Genomic DNA, 18,067 nt, shown 5'->3' with positions numbered 1-18,067 from the left:
TGCACTCTTTTGGTGAACGCGTGGGCCACGCGTGCACCGCACCGCATGCGGGCGTCCGTGCCGCGACGCCGCGCTAGAATGATCGTTTGACCGATACGGAGACTCCCTGCCATGAGTACGCTCGACCAGCTTTACGCGAAGGCCGACGAACGCCGCGCACACGACGCGCTCAACTACGCCGGCGCGCTGCTGCCGGTCGAGGCATTCGAACTGCTGCAGCTCGACCCGTCCGCGCGCCTCGTCGACGTGCGCACGCGCGCCGAACTCGACTGGATCGGCCGCCCGCTCGTCGGCGACGGTCAGTACCTGCACCTCGAATGGACGCGCTACCCGGGCGGCGTGCCGAACGCCGAATTCGTCAACGAACTGAAGGCGGCCCTTCCGGCCGATACGCCGATCCTGTTCCTGTGCCGCAGCGCCGCGCGCTCGAAGCTCGCCGCGGTCGCGTCCGCACAGGCCGGCTTCACGAAGGCCTTCGACCTGCTCGAAGGCTTCGAGGGCGCGAAGGATGCCGAAGGCCACCGCAAGACGGTCGACGGCTGGTGCTTCCGCAAACTGCCGTGGATCGGCGCCTGACGGCGCGGTGCACCGACCGACGACGACACTCTCATCGTCGAGCCGGGCGATGACATGCCGATGACGGGCCGCGTTGCGCGGCCCGTGGCTTTTGTGCGGCCGCGTGGCGGGCCGCTCAGGCGTGCGGCGTGTCGGGCTCGACGACGTCGCCGCCGAGCAGGTGCACACCTTCACGCAGCTTCACGAACGCGGCCGCGACCGCTTCCGGCTCGCCCTTCACGCCGAGGTCGATGTGACGGCGTGCATAGATGCCGCCGCGCTCCGCGTCGCCGACGCTCGGCAGGCTGAACACGCGCACGCCCGGGAAATCGCGCTCGATGCGCTCCATCAGCGGCGTGAGCGTCGATTCGGGCAGCTCGAACACGTACAGCGAGCGTTCCGCGTGCGGCGTCGCGTGATGCAGGTGCGCGTACTTCGTGTCGAGCACCCATTCGATCATCGGCCAGGCCATCACGGGGAAGCCCGGCACGAAATGCAGGTCGCCGACAGAGAAGCCGGGGATGCGGTTATAGCCGTTCGGGATGATCGTCGCGCCAGCCGGGAACACGCCCATGTTGAAGCGGTGCTGGTTCTCCGGCGACTCGAAGTCGACCGGCGTGGCCGGATCGGTGTGCGTTTCGCGGATCCGCTCCGCAATCAGCAACTTCGCTTCCGGGTGCAGTTCGAGCGGCACGCCGAGCGCGGCGGCCGCGCACTGGCGCGTGTGGTCGTCCGGCGTCGCGCCGATCCCGCCGGTCGAGAACACGATGTCGCCCGACGCGATCGCACGCGCGAGCGTCGCCGTGATGCGCGCCGGATCGTCGCCGACGTATTCGGCCCAGTCGAGCGCGAGGCCGCGCGCGCCGAGCAGCGCGATGACCTTCGCCAGATGCTTGTCCTGCCGGCGGCCCGAAAGGATTTCATCGCCGATGATGATGATGCCGATGCTCATGCCTGCCCCATGTCGATTGCGGTGGCGCGCGCGCTCGCGCGCAGGTCCTCCAGCGCGCGCAGGCAATAGTGCCCGAACCACAGCGCCGAGAAGACGAGGATGAAAGCGTATACCCAGATCATGGCGGCCGCGACGAACGGAAACAGCACCATCATCCAGATCGACGAGACCCATACGAAGGTCGGCACCGTGCCGAGCAGCCCGGTCGCGACGCCGATGCCGATCAGCGGCCAGCGGTGCTGCCGCACGACCGCACGGCGCTCGTCGCGGCTCGCGTGCAGCGCGAGCGCGTCGTAGGTCATCACGCGGTACGTGAGCCAGCCCCAGATCACCGGCGGCAGCAGCGCGAAGAACGGCGGAATCAGCCACAGCGGGATCGTGACGACCAGCAGCACGACGCCGACGAACGCCGCGCCGAGCGAATTGAACGCGCTGCCGAGGAAGGTGCCGCCGCGCTTCGGCTCGAGCGCCACGAACTGCCGGTTCGACAGGTGCTTGATCACGACCGGCATCGAGATCGTCGCGATCAGCAGCAGCACCGTCAGCACGATCAGCGGGATCGCGAGCGACACGACCACGAACGGCGCGACGACCGCATGCAGCTGCGACATGCCGATCGCGTCGAACGCGCGATACAGCATCGCCGTCAGCACGAAGCCGTCGAGCGCGCCGCGCGCGAGATCCAGCAGCGTCTGCCACGAGAACCACAGCACGGCGCCCCACAGCAGCGCCGAGACGACGAACGGCATCAGGGTGAGCCACAGCATGCGCGGGTGCAGCGCGCTGGCGAGCGCCCGGACGAAAGAGCGCAGCAAGTCGTTCATGCGAGCCTGTATCGACGGAGAAAAACGGGGAAAGGATAAACCACACGGCCCGCATGCGCCGAAGCGCATGCGGGCCGTGTGGGAATGCCGTTCAACGGGAGCGGAATTGCGTCAGGCCGACGCCGCGCCGCGCTTGGCGGGGAACAGGCGCCGGAAGATCCGCACGAACGCGAGGCCGTGCTGCGACCAGAAGCCGTCGCCGTAGGACACGCCCTCGACCTGCTCGCGGATGCCGGTCGGCTCGACCGTGCGGTTCCACGACGCGGTGCCGAACATCATGTCCCACCACGGGAACAGCACGCCGAAGTTGCAGCCGTACTTGGTGCCTTCATGACCGTAGCCGACCGCGTGGTGGCGCCGGTGGAAGATCGGGCTGACGAGCAGGCGCTCGCCGAGCCAGCCGAACGACAGGCGCGCATTCGTATGCTGGATGCTCTGCATGAAGTTCGTGACCGCGGTCAGCACGACGAACTGCGACGGCGTCACGCCGATCACGAGCGCGATCGCCGCGAAGAAGCACGACTGGATCACGTCGTCGAGCAAGTGGTTGCGGTCGTCGCACCACAGCGACATCTGCCGCTGGCTATGATGGACCGCGTGCAGTTCCCACCAGATGCCGAACTTGTGCTGCCAGCGGTGATACCAGTAGCCGGCGAAATCGAGCACGACGAGGTAGATCGCGAACGCGATGATCGGCTTCGACGTCACGCCCGGCCACAGATAGTCGAGGTTCACGTTCGCGACGCCGTGCAGGCGCAGCCACGCCTGGAAGTTGTCGAACACCGGCTGCAGCGCGAAGAAGAAGAACAGCGTGTAGATGCCGAGCTTCGAGATCGCCGTGTAGATCACGTCGACCCGCACCGCGCGGCGGTTCTTCCAGCGCTCGACCGGCAGCAGCGCCTCGAGCGGGCGCAGCAGCGCGAACATCAGCACCATCTGCAGCGCGCCGATGATCACCCAGTACAGTGCGTCGTAGGTGTCCTCGTCATAGTCCATCAGGTTGAACTTGAAGAGGAGCGGCTGCACGACGTCGACGTACAGCCAGGTCTGGATGTCCGACACGAACGCATCGATCAGGTGCAGCATCGTCCGCCTCCGCCCGTCACGCGCCGTTCGCCGCCTTCCACGGCGCGCGGTCGTAGAAGTAGATGCCGTGCGGCGAGCGGCCGACGGAGATCGTCTGCACCAGCTTGCGCGAGGCGAGATCGATGATCCCGACCTTCTTCGCGAAGCGGAACGTCACCCACAGCGTCTTCTTGTCGGCGGACAGCTCCATGTCGTCCGGGCCCGGCAGCAGGCCGGTGATGTCGCCGACCTTGGTGAGCGTGATCTCGTCGATGATGCTGATCGTGTTCGCGACCCGGTTCGTGATCGCGACGTGCGTGCCGTCCGCGAGCGAGCGGAAGTTGTGCGCGCCCTTGCCGGTCTGGATCGTCTTCACGACCTTCTGATTGCGCCAGTCGACCACCGCGATGTAATCGGCGCCCGTCATGCCGACCAGCAGGTATTTGTCGTCCGGCGTCATCCACAGGCCCGCCGGCACCTTGCCGACCGGCATCTTCCACTTGACCGTCTGCGTCGCGAGGTCGACCGCCGCGATCTCGCCGGACACCTGCAGCGACACGAGCACGGTCTTGCTGTCCTTCGTGAATGCGAGGTGGCTCGGCATCACCGCGAGCGGCAGGCGCTTCACGAGATGCAGGTCGCGGCCGTCGTAGCTGTAGATGTCGAGCCGGTCGAGGCGCAGCCCGGTCGACACGAACCACTTCTTGTCGGGCGAGAAGCCGAGCTGGTACGGATCCTCGATGCCTTCGACCGTGCGCTGCAGCTTGCCGGTCTTCGGATCGACGAACATCAGGCTGTTCGAGACCGAATTTGCGACGATCAGGGACGAATTGTCCGGCGTCGCCATCAAATGGTGCGGTTCCTTGCCGGTCGGCATCGTGGAGACGACTTCGCGGGTCTGCTGGTCGATCAGGGAAAGCGTCGCTTCGGCCGAGTTGAGGACGATCACGTTATTCGCGTGTGCGGCGGGCGCCAGCACGGCGGCGGCCAGCGCAAGCGTGCGGCCGAAGGAAAGGAAAGTGCGCATGAAGACTCACGTCGTGGAACAGCTGTCATTGTAGAACGTTCGGCGGGCCCCTCCGGTTGACCCAGGCCGGTATTGCGCCACTTCGCCGGCTGCCGCGGCAGCCGGATGAGCCGCCGCGGCAGGCGCCGCGCGGCCGGCCGGGGCCGGCCGCCGGTGCAGGCCGGGACGCCGATGTTGCGCTAGCGCTGCATCGACTCCCACACCTTGTGCAGACGCTTGACAGAGACAGGCATCGGCGTGCGCAGTTCCTGCGCGAACAGCGAAATCCGCAGTTCCTCGAGCAGCCAGCGGAATTCCGCGAGCCGCGGGTCGGCGACGCCGCCGCGCTGCGACACCGCACGCTGGTACTGCTGGGCGAGCGGCAACAGGTCGGCCGACTGCTTCGCGTCGCGCGCCGGATCGGCCTTCAGCTTGTCGATCCGCAGCGCGATGCCCTTCAGGTAGCGCGGAAAGTGCGCCAGCTGCGTGTAAGGCGTGTCGATCACGAAGCGCTTGCCGACCAGCGCGGCGAGCTGCTGCTGCAGGTCGGCATGCGCGTGCGCGAACGGCTTCGCCTGCGCGAGCTTCTTCACGAGCCCCGCGTACTCGGCCAGGATCTGGCCGACCAGCCGCGCGATTTCCTGCGCGAGCAGGTTCAGGCGGCTGCGGCCCTCGTCGCGGCGCGCGTGGAAGCTCGCGTCGTCGTCGGGCAGCGGGTCCTGCAGGCACGCGCGATCGAGCGCCGTGTCGATCAGCTGGTCGCGCAGCTCGTCCTGCGTGCCGAGCGACATGTACTGCATCGCCATCTCGCGCAGGCCCGGCAGGTTCTTCTCGAGGAACTTGATCGGCTCCTTCAGCTGCAGCGCGAACAGCCGCCGCAGGCCGGCCCGGTGGATGCGTGCGGCCTCCTCCGGCGAATCGAACACCTCGACGTCGCAATGCGTGCCGCGGTCGACGAGCGCCGGGTAGCCGTACAGCGTCTGGCCGCGCCGGCGGATTTCCAGCAGCTCGGGCAGCTTGCCGAAATTCCAGGTCGTCAGGTTCTCGTACAGCGCCGTCGCGCCGGCTTCCGCCGGAGCGGCCGTCTGCGGCGCCGCGCCCTTGCCTGCCCTCGCGTTGCGGCCGGCGGCACCGGCTGCACCGGCCGCGGCAGCAGCCGCCGACGCCTGGCCGACCGGCTGGCCGGCATCGGCGTCGCCGCCCGGCGCGATCGTCGACGCCGCCGCGATCTTCTGGAACTGCTGCTGCGCCTGCGCGCCGAGTTCCTGGCGAAGCTGCGCGAGATTGCGCCCCATCGCCAGCTGGCGGCCGTGCTCGTCGATCACCTTGAAATTCATGAACAGGTGCGCGGGCAACGTCTCAAGCTTGAAGTCGGCCGTTTTCATCGCGATTTGCGTCTCGCCGCGCACGTCGGCGATCAGCGCCTCGACGAGCCCGCCCGCGCCGAAGCGCTCGCGGCCCATCCGCTCGACGAAGCCGGCCGCGTACTCGGGCAGCGGCACGCAGTGGCGGCGCAGCTTCTGCGGCAGCGACTTCAGCAGCAGCTGCACCTTTTCCTTCAGCATCCCCGGCACGAGCCACTCGCAGCGCCGCGCATCGACCTGGTTCAGCGCGTACAACGGCACCGCGAGCGTCACGCCGTCGCGCGGCGTGCCGGGCTCGAAGTGGTACGTGAGCGCCATCTCGACGCCGGCCATCGTCGCGCGCTTCGGGAACAGCTCGGTCGTCACGCCGGCCGCCTCGTGACGCATCAGGTCGTCGCGCGACAGGTACAGCAGCCGTTGCTTGTCCTCCGCCTGGCCGCCCTTCTTCACCTCGTCGCGATACCAGCGCTCGAACGCGACGCCCGTGTGGATCCCTTCCGGGATCGCCTGGTCGTAGTACGCGTAGATCAGCTCGTCGTCGACCAGCACGTCCTGCCGGCGCGACTTGTGCTCGAGCTGCTCGATGTCGGCGAGCAGCTTGCGGTTGTGCGCGAAGAACGGCAGCTTCGTGTCGAACTCGCCTTCGACCAGCGCGCCGCGGATGAACAGCTCGCGTGCGCGCGCCGGATCCTGCCTGCCGAACGCGACGCGCCGGCGGTGATAGATCGGCAGCCCGTACAGCGTCGCGCGCTCGTACGCGCTGACCTGCGCCGGACGTTTCTCCCAGTGCGGTTCCGACAGCGATTTCTTCAGCAGGTGCGCACCGATCTTCTCGACCCATTCGGGCTCGATCTTCGCGAGGCAGCGCGCGTACAGCCGGCTCGTCTCGACGAGCTCGGCCGCCATCACCCAGCGGCCGGCCTTCTTCGCGAGCACGGAGCCCGGCCACAGGTAGAACTTGATCCCGCGCGCGCCGAGATAGTGCGGATCGTCGTCGGCTTTCAGGCCGAGGTTGCCGAGCAGGCCCGTCAACAGGGCCAGATGGACCTGTTCATAGGTCGCCTCGACTTCGTTCAGGCGCCAGCCGTGCTCGCGCACGACGGTCAGCAGCTGCGAGTGGACGTCGCGCCACTCGCGCAGCCGCAGGTGCGACAGGAAGTTCTGCCGGCACGCGTCGATCAGCTGGCGATTCGACTTCTTGTGCGCGACGGCCTCTTCGAACCACGCCCAGATCTTCAGCCACTGCAGGAATTCGGAACGCTCGTCGGCAAACCGTCGGTGTGCCTGGTCGGCCTGCTCCTGCGCTTCGATCGGCCGGTCGCGCGGGTCCTGCACGGACAGCGCGCTCGCGATGATCAGCACCTCGCGCAGCGACTGCTGGTCGCGCGCGGCGAGAATCATCCGGCCGACGCGCGGGTCGAGCGGCAGCCGCGCGAGTTCGCGACCGAGCGGCGTCAGCGCGTTGTCGTCGTCGACCGCGCCGAGTTCGTTGAGCAACTGATAGCCGTCCGCGATCGCACGGCCGGGCGGCGGTTCGAGGAACGGGAACGACTCGATCGCCGTCAGGTGCAGCGACTTCATCCGCAGGATCACCGACGCGAGCGACGAGCGCAGGATTTCCGGATCGGTGAAGCGCGCGCGCGCCTGGTAGTCACTTTCCTCGTACAAGCGGATGCAGACGCCGTCGGCCACGCGGCCGCAACGGCCCGCGCGCTGGTTCGCGGCCGCCTGCGAGATCGACTCGACCTGCAGCTGCTCGACCTTGTTCCGGTACGAATAGCGCTTCACGCGCGCGAGACCCGTGTCGACCACGTAGCGGATGCCCGGCACCGTCAGCGACGTTTCGGCCACGTTGGTCGCGAGCACGATCCGGCGCGCGTTCGACGCCTTGAATACCTTGTCCTGGTCGGCCGCCGAGAGCCGCGCGAACAACGGCAGGATCTCGGTGTGCGGCGGGTGGTGCTTGCGCAGCGCCTCGGCCGCCTCGCGGATCTCGCGCTCGCCGGGCAGGAACACCAGCACGTCGCCGGGGCCTTCGCGGCACAGCTCGTCGACCGCGTCGACGATCGCGTCCATCAGGTCGCGCTCGGCTTCGCGCGCGGTCTTCACGCGGTCGCGGCCGCCCGTGCCTTCGGCGTTCTTCACGGCCGGGCGATCCTCGGCCACCGGGCGGTAGCGCATCTCGACCGGATACAGCCGCCCGCTCACCTCGATCACGGGCGCCGGGCGCTCGTCGGTGCCGAAATGGCGCGCGAAGCGATCGGCGTCGATCGTCGCGGACGTGACGATCAGCTTCAGGTCCGGCCGCCGCGGCAGGATTTCCTTCAGGTAGCCGAGCAGGAAGTCGATGTTCAGGCTGCGCTCGTGCGCCTCGTCGATGATCAGCGTGTCGTACGCCTTCAGCAGCGGATCGGTCTGCGTCTCGGCGAGCAGGATGCCGTCCGTCATCAGCTTCACGGATGCGCCCGGCGCGAGATTGTCGGTAAACCGCACCTTGTAGCCGACCACCTCGCCGAACGGCGTGCCGAGTTCCTCGGCGATCCGGCGGCCGGTCGACGACGCGGCGAGCCGGCGCGGCTGCGTATGGCCGATCAGGCCCGTGCCGCCGGCGCCGAGGCCGCGGCCGAGATCGAGACAGATCTTCGGCAGCTGGGTGGTCTTGCCCGACCCCGTTTCGCCGCAGACGATGACAACCTGATGACCGGCGATCGCGCGCGCGATTTCGTCGCGCTTGCCCGACACGGGCAGGCTTTCGGGATACGTGATCGGCGGAACGGGATTCGGTGCGACGACGGCGCGCGGCGGACGCTCGCGGCGCGGCGGGCGCTCGCCCGGTGCCTGCGGTGCGCCCTTCGCGGCCGGCTGGCGCGCATCGCCGCGCCGTTCGTCGCTGCGCGGCCCGCGCGGTGCGGGTGCCGGCGTGCCCGCCGGCTTGTCCTGCTGCTGGCGCGGCGGCTGGCCCGGCTGCTCGCGCGCATCGGCCGCACCATCCGGGTGCCGGGCCGACGGCGTATTGGCCCGCGTCGGCGCGGGACTTTTAGAAACATTCGACATGGGGGCGCATTATAATCCCGCCCATGAATTCCCAAACCGACCTCCCTCCCGCCCAGACCGGCGCCGCGACGCCGCCGGCCGCCGACGATTCGGCCGCCAGCCACGCGCAGTTCGTCGACTGGATGCGCTCCGTCGCGCCCTATATCCACAAGTTCCGCAACAGCACGTTCGTCGTGGGGTTCGGGGGCGAGGTGGTGCAGCAGGGGCTGCTGAACGCGCTCGTGTCCGACATCGCGCTCCTGCAGGCGATGGGCATCCAGATCGTGCTCGTGCACGGCTCGCGCCCGCAGGTCGAGGAGCAGCTGAGCCTGCACGGTGTCGAATCCGAGTTTTCGCACGGCCTGCGCATTACCGATGCGCGCGCGCTCGAATCCGCGAAGGAAGCGGCCGGCGAAGTGCGTCTCGACATCGAGGCCGCGATCAGCCAGGGTTTGCCGAACTCGCCGATGGCGCACGCGCACATCAGCGTCGTGTCGGGCAACTTCGTGACCGCACGGCCGGTGGGGATTCTCGACGGGGTCGATTTCGCGCACACGGGCATCGTGCGCAAGATCGACGCCGAATCGATCCGTCATTCGCTCGCGAGCCGCAAGCTCGTGCTGCTGTCGCCGCTCGGTTTCTCGCCGACCGGTGAGGCATTCAACCTGTCGATGGAAGACGTCGCGTCGGCGGCCGCGATCGCACTGCGCGCCGACAAGATCATCTTCCTGACCGAAGCGCCCGGCATCGTCGACGACGAAGGCGAGCTGGTGCGCGAAATGTCGCTCGACGCGGCGGCCGAGCTGCTCGATTCCGGCAACGTCCAGGGCGACGACGCGTTCTTCCTGAAGCACTCGATCCGCGCGTGTCGCGGCGGCGTGACACGGGCCCACCTGATCCCGCAGTCGCTCGACGGCAGCATGCTGCTCGAACTGTTCCTGCACGACGGCGTCGGCACGATGATCTCGTACGAGAACCTCGAGAGCCTGCGCGAGGCGACGCCGGACGACGTCGGCGGCATCCTGTCGCTGATCGAGCCGCTCGAGTCGGACGGCACGCTGGTACGACGCGGCCGCCACCAGATCGAACGCGACATCGACCACTTCTCGGTGATCGAGCACGATGGCGTGCTGTTCGGCTGTGCGGCGCTGTACCCGTACCAGCAGGAGAAGATCGGCGAGATGGCGTGCCTGACGGTCGCGCCGGAAGCGCAAGGCTCGGGCGACGGCGAACGCCTGCTCAAGCGCATCGAGCAGCGCGCCCGCGCGCGCGGCCTCACGCACATCTTCGTGCTCACGACGCGCACCGAGCACTGGTTCCTCAAGCGCGGCTTCGTCAAGGTCAGCGTCGACGACCTGCCGGAAGACCGCCGCAAACTCTATAACTGGCAGCGCAAGTCGCTCGTGCTGATGAAGCAGCTCTGAGCGCAGGCACGACTGCCCTCCCCCCAGACCGATTACAGGAGAAGTACACGATGGCTCGAATGATCCAATGCGCGAAGCTCGGCAAGGAAGCCGAAGGCCTCGATTTCCCGCCGCTGCCGGGCGAACTCGGCAAGCGCATTTACGAGAGCGTCTCGAAGGAAGCGTGGCAGGGCTGGCTCAAGCAGCAGACGATGCTGATCAACGAAAACCGCCTGAACATGGCCGACCCGCGCGCGCGCCAGTACCTGATGAAGCAGACGGAAAAGTACTTCTTCGGCGACGGCGCGGACCAGGCGTCCGGCTACGTGCCGCCGACGGAAGGCTAAAGCGACGCGACTCGCGACGGCCGGCCGTGCCGATCTCGTCGCGACGTGAAGCAAACGGCACCGTGTCTCGCACGGTGCCGTTTGCTTTTGGGCCACCCGATCCGGCGAGAGCCGACGCAACGCGACGCGCGATCCGCCCGGCGCCCGATGCCGCGGAATCGCCACGTTGCCACGTTGCCGCGTCGCGCCAGCCCACCCGGCTCAACCCGCAGGTTTCAACGTGCCGCGATCGTCGGGTTGCGCGGCGTCGCCGTTCGGACTCCCTGCCGCCGTACTTTCGGTCTCCCACTCGGCCGCATCGCTGCGCTCGGCCGTCGACAGCTCGTCGGCGCGATACCCGGTGCGATTGAGCAGCGCCAGCATGCAAGCGAGCGACACGAGCGCATACAGCCCCGACGCGACCGCGACGCCGACGATGCTGCCCGTCGTGTTGAGGATCGCCTGCGCGAGCACCGGCGTGCCGCCGCCGACGACCAGCGCGCTCAGCTGATACGCGAGCGACAGGCCCGTATAGCGGATGTTGGCCGGGAACACGCGCGCGAGCACGCCGCCGACCGCGCCGTAGAACATCGCCGACGGAATCGTCGAGATGCACATGCCCGCGACGGCGACCGCGTACGAACGCGTCGCGAGCGCATGGAACATCACCGGCATCAGCACGATCTCCGGAATCAGGATCCAGCACATCGCGCGCCGCATGTCGACCTTCGATACGAACCATGCGCCGACCGGCTGCATCAGGAACTGCACGACGAGCGAGATCGACAGGATGCCGAGAAACGTGCCCTGCGCGTAGCCGAGTTCCTTCGTCGCCCACGACAGTGCGAACGTACTGCGGAAATACGTGACGTTGATCACCGGCAGCGTACCGGCCGCGAGCAGCACGACCACCCAGTGATCGCGCACGACGTCGCGCAGCGGCAGCTTCACCGTGCGCTTGCGCGCGAGTACGCGTTGCATGTCGGCCGATTCCTCGAGCTTCAGCCGGATCACCATGCCGATGATCACGAGCACGGCCGACAGCAGGAACGGAATGCGCCAGCCCCACATCAGGAACGACGGCGTCGGTAGCGTGCTCAGCGCGAAGAACGCGGCCGTGGCCAGCAGGTTGCCGGTGGGCGAGCCCTGCTGCGCGAACGCCGCGTACAGGATGCTGCGGTGCTTGGGCGCATTCTCGCTCGCGATCAGCACCGCGCCGCCCCACTCGCCGCCGACCGCGATGCCCTGCAGCACGCGCAGCACGACGAGGCCGGCCGGCGCCCAGACGCCGATTTGCGCATAGCCGGGCAGCAGGCCGATGCCGGTCGTCGCGAGCCCCATCATCACCAGCGTGATCACGAGCGCGGTCTTGCGGCCGACGCGATCGCCGAGATGCCCGAACACGATGCCGCCGAGCGGCCGCGCGGCGAAGCCGGCCCAGAACGTGACGAACGCGAGCAGCGTCGCGACGCCGGGATCCATCGTGCTCGAAAAGAACACCTTGCCGAACACGAGCGCGGCGGCGGTGCCGTAGATGTAGAAGTCGTACCACTCGATCGTGGTGCCGACGAACGCCGCGAATGCGGCGCGGCCAGGCCGCGGCTGCGCGGCGCTCGGGGATTGCGGACGGCTCATCGATGTCTCCATGTTTATGATCGGCGGCGCGACTGTCGCGCGCGTTGCCGGATGGCCGGCCTTGCGCCGCCGGCTAGCGGGGTTGCGCTACGTTGCGTAGTTCGAGGTTGATGTTGATGTTGATGTTGCGATCGGTCGGTTCGAGACGACGCTCATCGGCTGATGCCGTCGGCCCGTCACGTCTCGTCCGGCGCGACCTTCAGCACGCCGGCGTCGAGCAGTTGCTGCTGAAGCGCGCGATCGACGCCGAGCCGGTCGAGCACCGCGCGCGTGTCGCGACCGAGCGCGGGCGGCAGCGAACGATAGGTGGCCGGCGTGCGCGACAGCTTCACCGGCGACGCGGTGCCGCGATACGCGCCGATCTCGACGAACAGATTCCGGTGCAGCGCATGCGGATCGTGCGCGACGTCGGCCACCGTCCGTACCGGCCCGCACGGCACGCCGGCCGCCATCAGGTCGTGTGCGAGCGGCTCGCATGCGTGCGCGGCGAGCCGCGCTTCCAGTTCGGCCTTCAGCTCGGGCCGGTGCGCGCAGCGGCTGCGGTTGTCGACGAAGCGCGCGTCGCCGGCGAGCGCCGGCGCACCGAGATGCGCGACGAGCCGCGCGAACTGCCGGTCGTTGCCGACCGCGAGGAAGATCGGCACGGTCGCCGTGCGGTAGCTGTCGTACGGCGCGATGTTCGGATGCGCGTTGCCGCTGCGCTCCGGCACGCGCCCGGAACCGAAGAAGTTCGGCAGATGCGGATGCAGCAGCGACACGCCGCAGTCGTACAGCGCGATGTCGATCGACTGCCCGTGCCCGCTCTTCTCGCGCTCGGCAAGCGCCAGCAGGATGCCGGCGAGCGCGTTGAGCCCCGTGACCATGTCGACGATCGGCAGGCCGATGCGCGTCGCGTCGCCGTCGCGTTCGCCGTTGACGCTCATCAGCCCGGCCATCGCCTGGATCACCGCGTCGTAGCCGGGCAGCCCGCCGAGCGGGCCGTCGTCGCCGAAGCCCGTCACCGCGCAGTGGATCAGCCGCGGGAAGCGCGGCTGCAGGTCGCGCGCATAGTCCATCCCCCAGCGCGCGAGCGTGCCGGGCTTGAAGTTCTCGACGAGCACGTCGGCCTCTTCGAGCAGGCGCCACAGGATCGCGCGCCCTTCGTCGCGCGACAGGTCGAGTGCGAGCCCTTCCTTGTTGCGGTTGACGCCCATGAAGTACCAGGCCGTGTCGCCGAGGAACGGCGGCCCCCAGCCGCGGGTTTCATCGCCGGCAGGCGGCTCGATCTTGACCACCGTCGCACCGTGGTCGGCGAGCGCCTGCGTGCAGTACGGGCCGCCGAGCACGCGGCTCAGGTCGACGACTCTCAGGCCGTCCAGTGCGCCGCGGGTCGCGTTCGTCGCGTTCGTCGCGCTCATCGTTCGACCTCCGGCAGCAGGTCGAGCGCCGTGTCGAGCGTGACCGGGGCGCCGCGCAGCAGCGCATCAAACGCGGCCGGCTCGTCGTCGCGCGACGCCGGCGCGAGCGGATCGACCGGCAGCAGCTTGTGGCGCACGATCAGGTGCGCGAGCGCGAGGCGCCGGTAATCCGGTGCAAGACCCACGCCCTCGCAGGCCATCAGCACGGCCGCGCTCGCGTAGTACAGCGCGGACGCGGCCTGCCGCACGCGTGCGTCGTCGCCTTCCGCCGCGACCCGCGCCAGCGCATCGCAGGCGCGCGCGAGAATGCGCCGCAGCGCCGCGCGGCTCGCATCGGGCAGCGGTGCTGCACCCAGACGGTCGCCCAGGAACGCGCGCAGCGCATCGAGCGCATGCTCGCGCTGCGCGGCCCGCGCGACGTCCAGCGCGACGATGTTGCTCGTGCCTTCCCAGATCGAGCCCAGATGCGCGTCGCGCACGAGCCGTGCGTCGCTCCATTCCTCGATGTAGCCCGTGCCGCCGCGCACTTCCATTGCATCGCCCGTCACGCGGCGCGCGTCGCGGCACGCGCGGAACTTGATCAGCGGCGTCAGGATCCGCACGCAGCGCGCGGCCTGCTCGTCACCGCCATCGGCCTGCGGCAGCAGCAGCGCAATCTGCATGAACATCGCGCGGGCGGCTTCGGCCGGCAGCAGCATCTTCATCAGCTGGCGCTGCATCAGCGGCATCTCGATCAGCTTGCGGCCGAACGCCTCGCGATGCGCGGCAACGTGCAGCGCCTCGTTCAGCGCGCGCCGCATCAGCCCCGCCGCGCGCACGCCGTTCGACAGCCGCGACATGTTGATCATGTCGGCCATCTGGTGGAAACCGCGGCCGATCTCGCCGATCAGGTACGCCTGCGCGCCTTCGAGCGCGATCTCGCCGCTCGCCATCGAACGGCTGCCGAGCTTGTCCTTCAGGCGCACGATCCGATAGCGGTTGCGCGTGCCGTCCGGCAGCGTCTTCGGCAGCAGGAACAGCGCAAGACCCTTGATGCCGTCCGGCGCGCCGTCGGGCCGCGCGAGGACCATCGCGAGATCGGCGTCCGCGTTCGAGCAGAACCACTTGTCGCCGGTCAGGCGCCAGACGGTCTCGCCCTGTGCGTCCGTCTCGCGCACGGCGCGCGTCGCGATCCTCGCGACGTCGGAGCCGGCCGCCTGCTCGGTCATGAACATCGCGCCCTGGTACAACGTGTCGAAGTCACGCGATGCAAGCATCGGCAGGTAGCGCGCGACGAGCGCCGGATCGCCGAAGCGGCGCAACGTGCGCGTCAGCGAATCGGTCATGCTGACCGGGCAGCACAGACCGAATTCCGCCTGCACGAACAGGAACGTCAACGCGTACTTGACGAGCGGCGGCACGGTTTCGGCCCCGTGACTGAGCGATGCGAGCCCGAGCTCCGCATACGCGACGCGTTCGAGCGCGACATAGGCGGGATCCTTGTCGATCCGCTGCACGGCCTCGCCGCGCCGGTTGCGGTGCTCGAGCACGGGTGGATGCTTGTCCGCACGCGACGCCCATTCGTCGAGCTCGCCCGACACGCGTGCGCCGAGCGCGCGCAGCCGCGGCTCGAGTGCCGCATAGCGCGCGTCGCCGAGATGCAGCTTCAGCAATGCGCCGAGATCAGGGTCGGCGGTAAAGAAATTGATGCCCCGGCTGTCGGGGATGTTGGATGCGCCGGCGTCCGGCGTGCGAGCGGTGTCGTTCATGCATGCGTCTCCTGGGTTGCCTGCACGTCGGCGGGAGCGCCGCAGCGGCGCCCGGCCAGTCCCGCGCGAAGCCTTCCGCAGAGCGTAGGCGCGCGATCGATAAACGTCCAATACACGATTTATCCGGTACGATAGATATTGCTTATCGATGCCGACGCCGGGAGGAGACACCATGGAACTGAGGCAGTTGCGCTACTTCGTGGCGGTCGCCGAGGAACTGCATTTCGGGCGCGCGGCGAAACGCCTGTTCATCTCGCAGCCGGCGCTGAGTTTCGACATCCGCAAGTTCGAGGACGCGCTCGGCGTGCAGCTGTTCTCGCGCACCAACAAGGCCGTCGCGCTGACCAACGCGGGCGAGGTGCTGCTCGGCGAAGCGCGCCGTCTGCTGCTGCAGGCGGCCGAAGCCGAGCGGCTGACGGTGCGCTCCGCGTCGGGCCTCGCGGGCCGGCTGCGGATCGGCTTCGTCCATTCGATGCTGTATCGCGGGTTGCCCGCTGCGGTACGGCGCTTCGAGGCCGACTACCCGGGCGTCGAGGTCGTGCTGAGCGAGATGAACACGCAGGCGCAGGTGCAGGCGATCCAGCGCGGCCAGATCGATCTCGGCTACGCGCACTGGGGCCACTTCCCGCCCGAGGTCGAATCGGTGCCCGTCTATGCGGAGCCGTTCGTGTGCTGCCTGCCGGCCACGCATCCGCTCGCCCGGCGCAAGCAGGTCGCGCTGACCGCGCTCGCAGCGGAACCGTTCATCCTGTTTCCGCGCGAAGCGGCGCCGCACTATCACGACCTGATCATCGCGCAGTGCGTGAACGCGGGATTCAGTCCGCTGATCCGCCACGAAGCGCGGCTGTGGCAGACGATCCTGTCGATGATCGAGTTCGGGATGGGCGTTGCGCTGGTGCCGCGCGTGCTGCAGCAGGCGAAGAGCGACCGGCTCGCGTTCCGGCCGCTGAAGGATGCATCGCTCGAATCGCGCACGCTCGCGCTGAAGCGCAGCGGCGCCGCCGAGCCGGTCGCGCTGCAGTTCGCCGACTACGTGCGCGCGTCGATCGACGGGCTGCCTGCGCTCGCGGGCTGAGCAGGCGGACAACGGCGGGGGCTTGCGGGCATTTGAAAAAAATTTGCAGAAAGTGCTTTACGAACCCCAAAAGCTCTGACATAATTTCATTCTTCTTTGGGCGGTTAGCTCAGCGGTAGAGCACTGCCTTCACACGGCAGGGGTCACTGGTTCGATCCCAGTACCGCCCACCAAGGATTCATCGGTGTGTGAAGCCCGAAGAACAAAGGCCCTCAGGCGTAAGCCGAGGGCCTTTTTCTTTGCAGCCGAACTTGGCGAATTGAGCCTTTTGGCGCAGACGTGGCGCACTCAGACAATAAGCCCGGACACAACAAGAACCACATAGTCTGGACTGATCGACTCTCGCGCTCGGCAGCGCGGTTTCCATGACCTGATGTCGCTCGGCATCGCAGCGATGCATAGTGCCCGGTTTGTCTCATGCTCTCTCGGCTTGCCTCACTTGGCACGCCCCGCATGCGGGGGCCAACAACGGCGCGTCGCGCCTTGACGCCCCCATCCCATCTCGGCCCGCCGTTGGCGTGGGCGCAGACACGTGGTCGCCCCCCCCGGTTGGGTCAATCGAAGACACCGACTCGGCTAGCGTCGTGAGAGAAGGCGGCAAATACCAGGACAAAGTCGCACGGCGAGGATGATCGTTCGCTATGCTGCATGTGACAACGCACCTATTCCATCCGATACACATGAGCACACCTGCACTGACCATTCTCAAAGTCATTCTGAGCATCCCCATTGCCTTTGGACTCGCCTATCCATTTATCTATCCGTCAGAAGACAGGGGCGTTCTCGGCGAGATAGAGATGCTTGGGCCAATCGGCAGCATCGTCGTCATCGCGGTTTTCCTGGCCCTGGTCTATGCCTACGCGAGCGACCTCAGGACTACGCTGAAATCGGTCGACCGAGGATCGCGTGTGGCCGAATCCAACAGCGTCTGGCTGATGTTCCTCTTGCCATACAACTTCATCGAGGACTTCTTCATTATTTCCAACGTTGCGAAGTCCCTGGAAGCGGAGTCTCATATCAATCCGGCTCTGTCGGGTTTGCGCTCGTTCGGCCGGATCAGCGGCATCGGGTGGTGTCTTGCCCAGGTTCTTTCGTTGATACCCAATGCCATTGGCTCCATCGCCGGCGGAGTTGCGGTTTTCCTCTGGGTTTGGCACTGGATGTTTGTGCGTCGAGCGAACAAGATGCTCGCCGGCAGCCGGGTCTCCGTGGCTATCGGTTGACGCAAATCAGGGAAATACGTCATCAGCGGAAAAATCTCCCATTTCTTCGCGCATTGAGCGCCGCAACGCCGTCTCCCGGTTCAACGCACGAAACAAAGATCAGGCATTTCATTCGGGCCGGTAGGGGCGCGGCCGAATCGTCGCACGGCTACCCCACCCGCTCCGCCGTCGCATCGAACGCCTGCTTCGCCTTGTCGACGATCTCGTCGACCTCCGCCTCGCGAATCACGAGCGGCGGCGACAGCAGCATCCGGTCGCCGGTCGCGCGCATGATCAGGTTGCCGTTGAAGCAGAAGTCGCGGCAGATCGTACCGATATCGACATCCGCACTGAACCGCTCGCGCCGGCCGCGGTCGCGCGCAAGCTGAACGCCCGCGACCAGCCCCGTGCCCGCAATCTCGCCGACGACCGGATGATCACCCAGCGCGTCGCGCAGCCGGCGCTGGAAATACGGGCCGATA

Annotated in this window: 13 protein-coding genes, 1 tRNA gene and 1 pseudogene; 6 read left to right on the top strand and 9 right to left on the bottom strand. The window is 67.8% G+C overall.

Features of this window, described 5'->3' with window-relative positions:
- Window positions 1-111 precede the first annotated feature (111 nt).
- On the top strand, window positions 112-576 hold the full coding sequence (locus U5798_RS17280) for a rhodanese-like domain-containing protein (protein WP_124455471.1): 465 nt from the start codon (window positions 112-114) through the stop codon (window positions 574-576).
- 115 nt (window positions 577-691) lie between these two features.
- Here U5798_RS17280 and U5798_RS17275 read toward each other — a convergent pair whose 3' ends face one another.
- The 5 genes from U5798_RS17275 to hrpA form a co-directional block, all read right to left on the bottom strand.
- Window positions 692-1,507 (bottom strand): competence/damage-inducible protein A, encoded by an 816-nt coding sequence (locus U5798_RS17275; protein ID WP_322082736.1) that lies wholly within the window; start codon window positions 1,505-1,507, stop codon window positions 692-694.
- Window positions 1,504-2,331 carry an EI24 domain-containing protein gene (locus tag U5798_RS17270; RefSeq protein WP_322082735.1) on the bottom strand — a complete coding sequence of 276 codons (828 nt, stop codon included), beginning with the start codon at window positions 2,329-2,331 and terminating at the stop codon, window positions 1,504-1,506. The genes U5798_RS17275 and U5798_RS17270 overlap by 4 nt, the downstream gene beginning before the upstream one ends.
- Before the next feature lie 111 nt (window positions 2,332-2,442).
- Complete coding sequence (locus tag U5798_RS17265) at window positions 2,443-3,417, bottom strand: sterol desaturase family protein (RefSeq protein WP_124455474.1); 975 nt, start codon at window positions 3,415-3,417, stop codon at window positions 2,443-2,445.
- Window positions 3,418-3,433: 16 nt separating this feature from the next.
- Window positions 3,434-4,423, bottom strand: a complete 990-nt coding sequence (locus tag U5798_RS17260; protein WP_124455475.1) for a beta-propeller fold lactonase family protein — start codon at window positions 4,421-4,423, stop codon at window positions 3,434-3,436.
- A gap of 179 nt (window positions 4,424-4,602) precedes the next feature.
- Window positions 4,603-8,820 carry an ATP-dependent RNA helicase HrpA gene (hrpA, locus tag U5798_RS17255; protein ID WP_322082734.1) on the bottom strand — a complete coding sequence of 1,406 codons (4,218 nt, stop codon included), beginning with the start codon at window positions 8,818-8,820 and terminating at the stop codon, window positions 4,603-4,605.
- Window positions 8,821-8,843: 23 nt separating this feature from the next.
- Here hrpA and argA point away from each other — a divergent pair, with 23 nt between their 5' ends.
- Both argA and U5798_RS17245 read left to right on the top strand, forming a co-directional pair.
- Entirely contained in the window at window positions 8,844-10,223 is a 1,380-nt protein-coding gene (gene argA / locus U5798_RS17250; RefSeq protein ID WP_014896599.1) for an amino-acid N-acetyltransferase, read from the top strand.
- 50 nt (window positions 10,224-10,273) lie between these two features.
- Complete coding sequence (locus tag U5798_RS17245) at window positions 10,274-10,549, top strand: oxidative damage protection protein (RefSeq protein WP_006478357.1); 276 nt, start codon at window positions 10,274-10,276, stop codon at window positions 10,547-10,549.
- A gap of 201 nt (window positions 10,550-10,750) precedes the next feature.
- Here the strand turns inward: U5798_RS17245 and U5798_RS17240 are convergent, their stop codons facing one another.
- From U5798_RS17240 to U5798_RS17230, 3 genes are all read right to left on the bottom strand, one after another.
- Window positions 10,751-12,163, bottom strand: a complete 1,413-nt coding sequence (locus U5798_RS17240) for an MFS transporter (protein WP_322082733.1) — start codon at window positions 12,161-12,163, stop codon at window positions 10,751-10,753.
- Window positions 12,164-12,339: 176 nt separating this feature from the next.
- Window positions 12,340-13,560: a CoA transferase gene (locus U5798_RS17235; protein WP_322082732.1), complete on the bottom strand. Its 1,221-nt coding sequence runs from the start codon at window positions 13,558-13,560 to the stop codon at window positions 12,340-12,342.
- A complete protein-coding gene (locus U5798_RS17230) occupies window positions 13,557-15,308 on the bottom strand; it encodes an acyl-CoA dehydrogenase family protein (RefSeq protein WP_322082731.1) in 1,752 nt (583 codons plus the stop codon). Before U5798_RS17230 ends, U5798_RS17235 begins: the two co-directional genes overlap by 4 nt.
- 172 nt (window positions 15,309-15,480) lie before the next feature.
- Between U5798_RS17230 and U5798_RS17225 the strand changes: the two genes are divergently transcribed.
- From U5798_RS17225 to U5798_RS17215, 3 genes are all read left to right on the top strand, one after another.
- Complete coding sequence (locus U5798_RS17225) at window positions 15,481-16,383, top strand: LysR family transcriptional regulator (RefSeq protein ID WP_322082730.1); 903 nt, start codon at window positions 15,481-15,483, stop codon at window positions 16,381-16,383.
- Between the two features lie 98 nt (window positions 16,384-16,481).
- Window positions 16,482-16,556, top strand: a tRNA-Val gene (locus U5798_RS17220).
- A gap of 507 nt (window positions 16,557-17,063) precedes the next feature.
- On the top strand, window positions 17,064-17,606 hold the full coding sequence (locus U5798_RS17215; protein WP_322082729.1) for a hypothetical protein: 543 nt from the start codon (window positions 17,064-17,066) through the stop codon (window positions 17,604-17,606).
- Between the two features lie 148 nt (window positions 17,607-17,754).
- On the opposite strand, the pseudogene U5798_RS17210 reads toward U5798_RS17215, so the two are convergent.
- Window positions 17,755-18,067, bottom strand: a pseudogene (locus U5798_RS17210) (aspartate aminotransferase family protein); the annotation flags it as partial.

The sequence above is a fragment of the Burkholderia sp. BCC1972 genome, assembly GCF_905339605.1.
Taxonomy (GTDB): Bacteria; Pseudomonadota; Gammaproteobacteria; order Burkholderiales; family Burkholderiaceae; genus Burkholderia.
This window is presented reverse-complemented; position numbering and strand designations above follow the sequence as displayed.

Bases quoted from the DNA above. Each gene is read 5' to 3' on its own strand.
- U5798_RS17265 (WP_124455474.1), bottom strand. From the start codon at position 3,417: ATGCTGCACCTGATCGATGCGTTCGTGTCGGACATCCAGACCTGGCTG.
- U5798_RS17240 (WP_322082733.1), bottom strand. From the start codon at position 12,163: ATGAGCCGTCCGCAATCCCCGAGCGCCGCGCAGCCGCGGCCTGGCCGC.
- U5798_RS17275 (WP_322082736.1), bottom strand. From the start codon at position 1,507: ATGAGCATCGGCATCATCATCATCGGCGATGAAATCCTTTCGGGCCGC.
- hrpA (WP_322082734.1), bottom strand. From the start codon at position 8,820: ATGTCGAATGTTTCTAAAAGTCCCGCGCCGACGCGGGCCAATACGCCG.
- U5798_RS17280 (WP_124455471.1), top strand. From the start codon at position 112: ATGAGTACGCTCGACCAGCTTTACGCGAAGGCCGACGAACGCCGCGCA.
- U5798_RS17235 (WP_322082732.1), bottom strand. From the start codon at position 13,560: ATGAGCGCGACGAACGCGACGAACGCGACCCGCGGCGCACTGGACGGC.
- U5798_RS17260 (WP_124455475.1), bottom strand. From the start codon at position 4,423: ATGCGCACTTTCCTTTCCTTCGGCCGCACGCTTGCGCTGGCCGCCGCC.
- U5798_RS17270 (WP_322082735.1), bottom strand. From the start codon at position 2,331: ATGAACGACTTGCTGCGCTCTTTCGTCCGGGCGCTCGCCAGCGCGCTG.
- U5798_RS17215 (WP_322082729.1), top strand. From the start codon at position 17,064: ATGAGCACACCTGCACTGACCATTCTCAAAGTCATTCTGAGCATCCCC.
- U5798_RS17225 (WP_322082730.1), top strand. From the start codon at position 15,481: ATGGAACTGAGGCAGTTGCGCTACTTCGTGGCGGTCGCCGAGGAACTG.
- U5798_RS17245 (WP_006478357.1), top strand. From the start codon at position 10,274: ATGGCTCGAATGATCCAATGCGCGAAGCTCGGCAAGGAAGCCGAAGGC.
- argA (WP_014896599.1), top strand. From the start codon at position 8,844: ATGAATTCCCAAACCGACCTCCCTCCCGCCCAGACCGGCGCCGCGACG.
- U5798_RS17230 (WP_322082731.1), bottom strand. From the start codon at position 15,308: ATGAACGACACCGCTCGCACGCCGGACGCCGGCGCATCCAACATCCCC.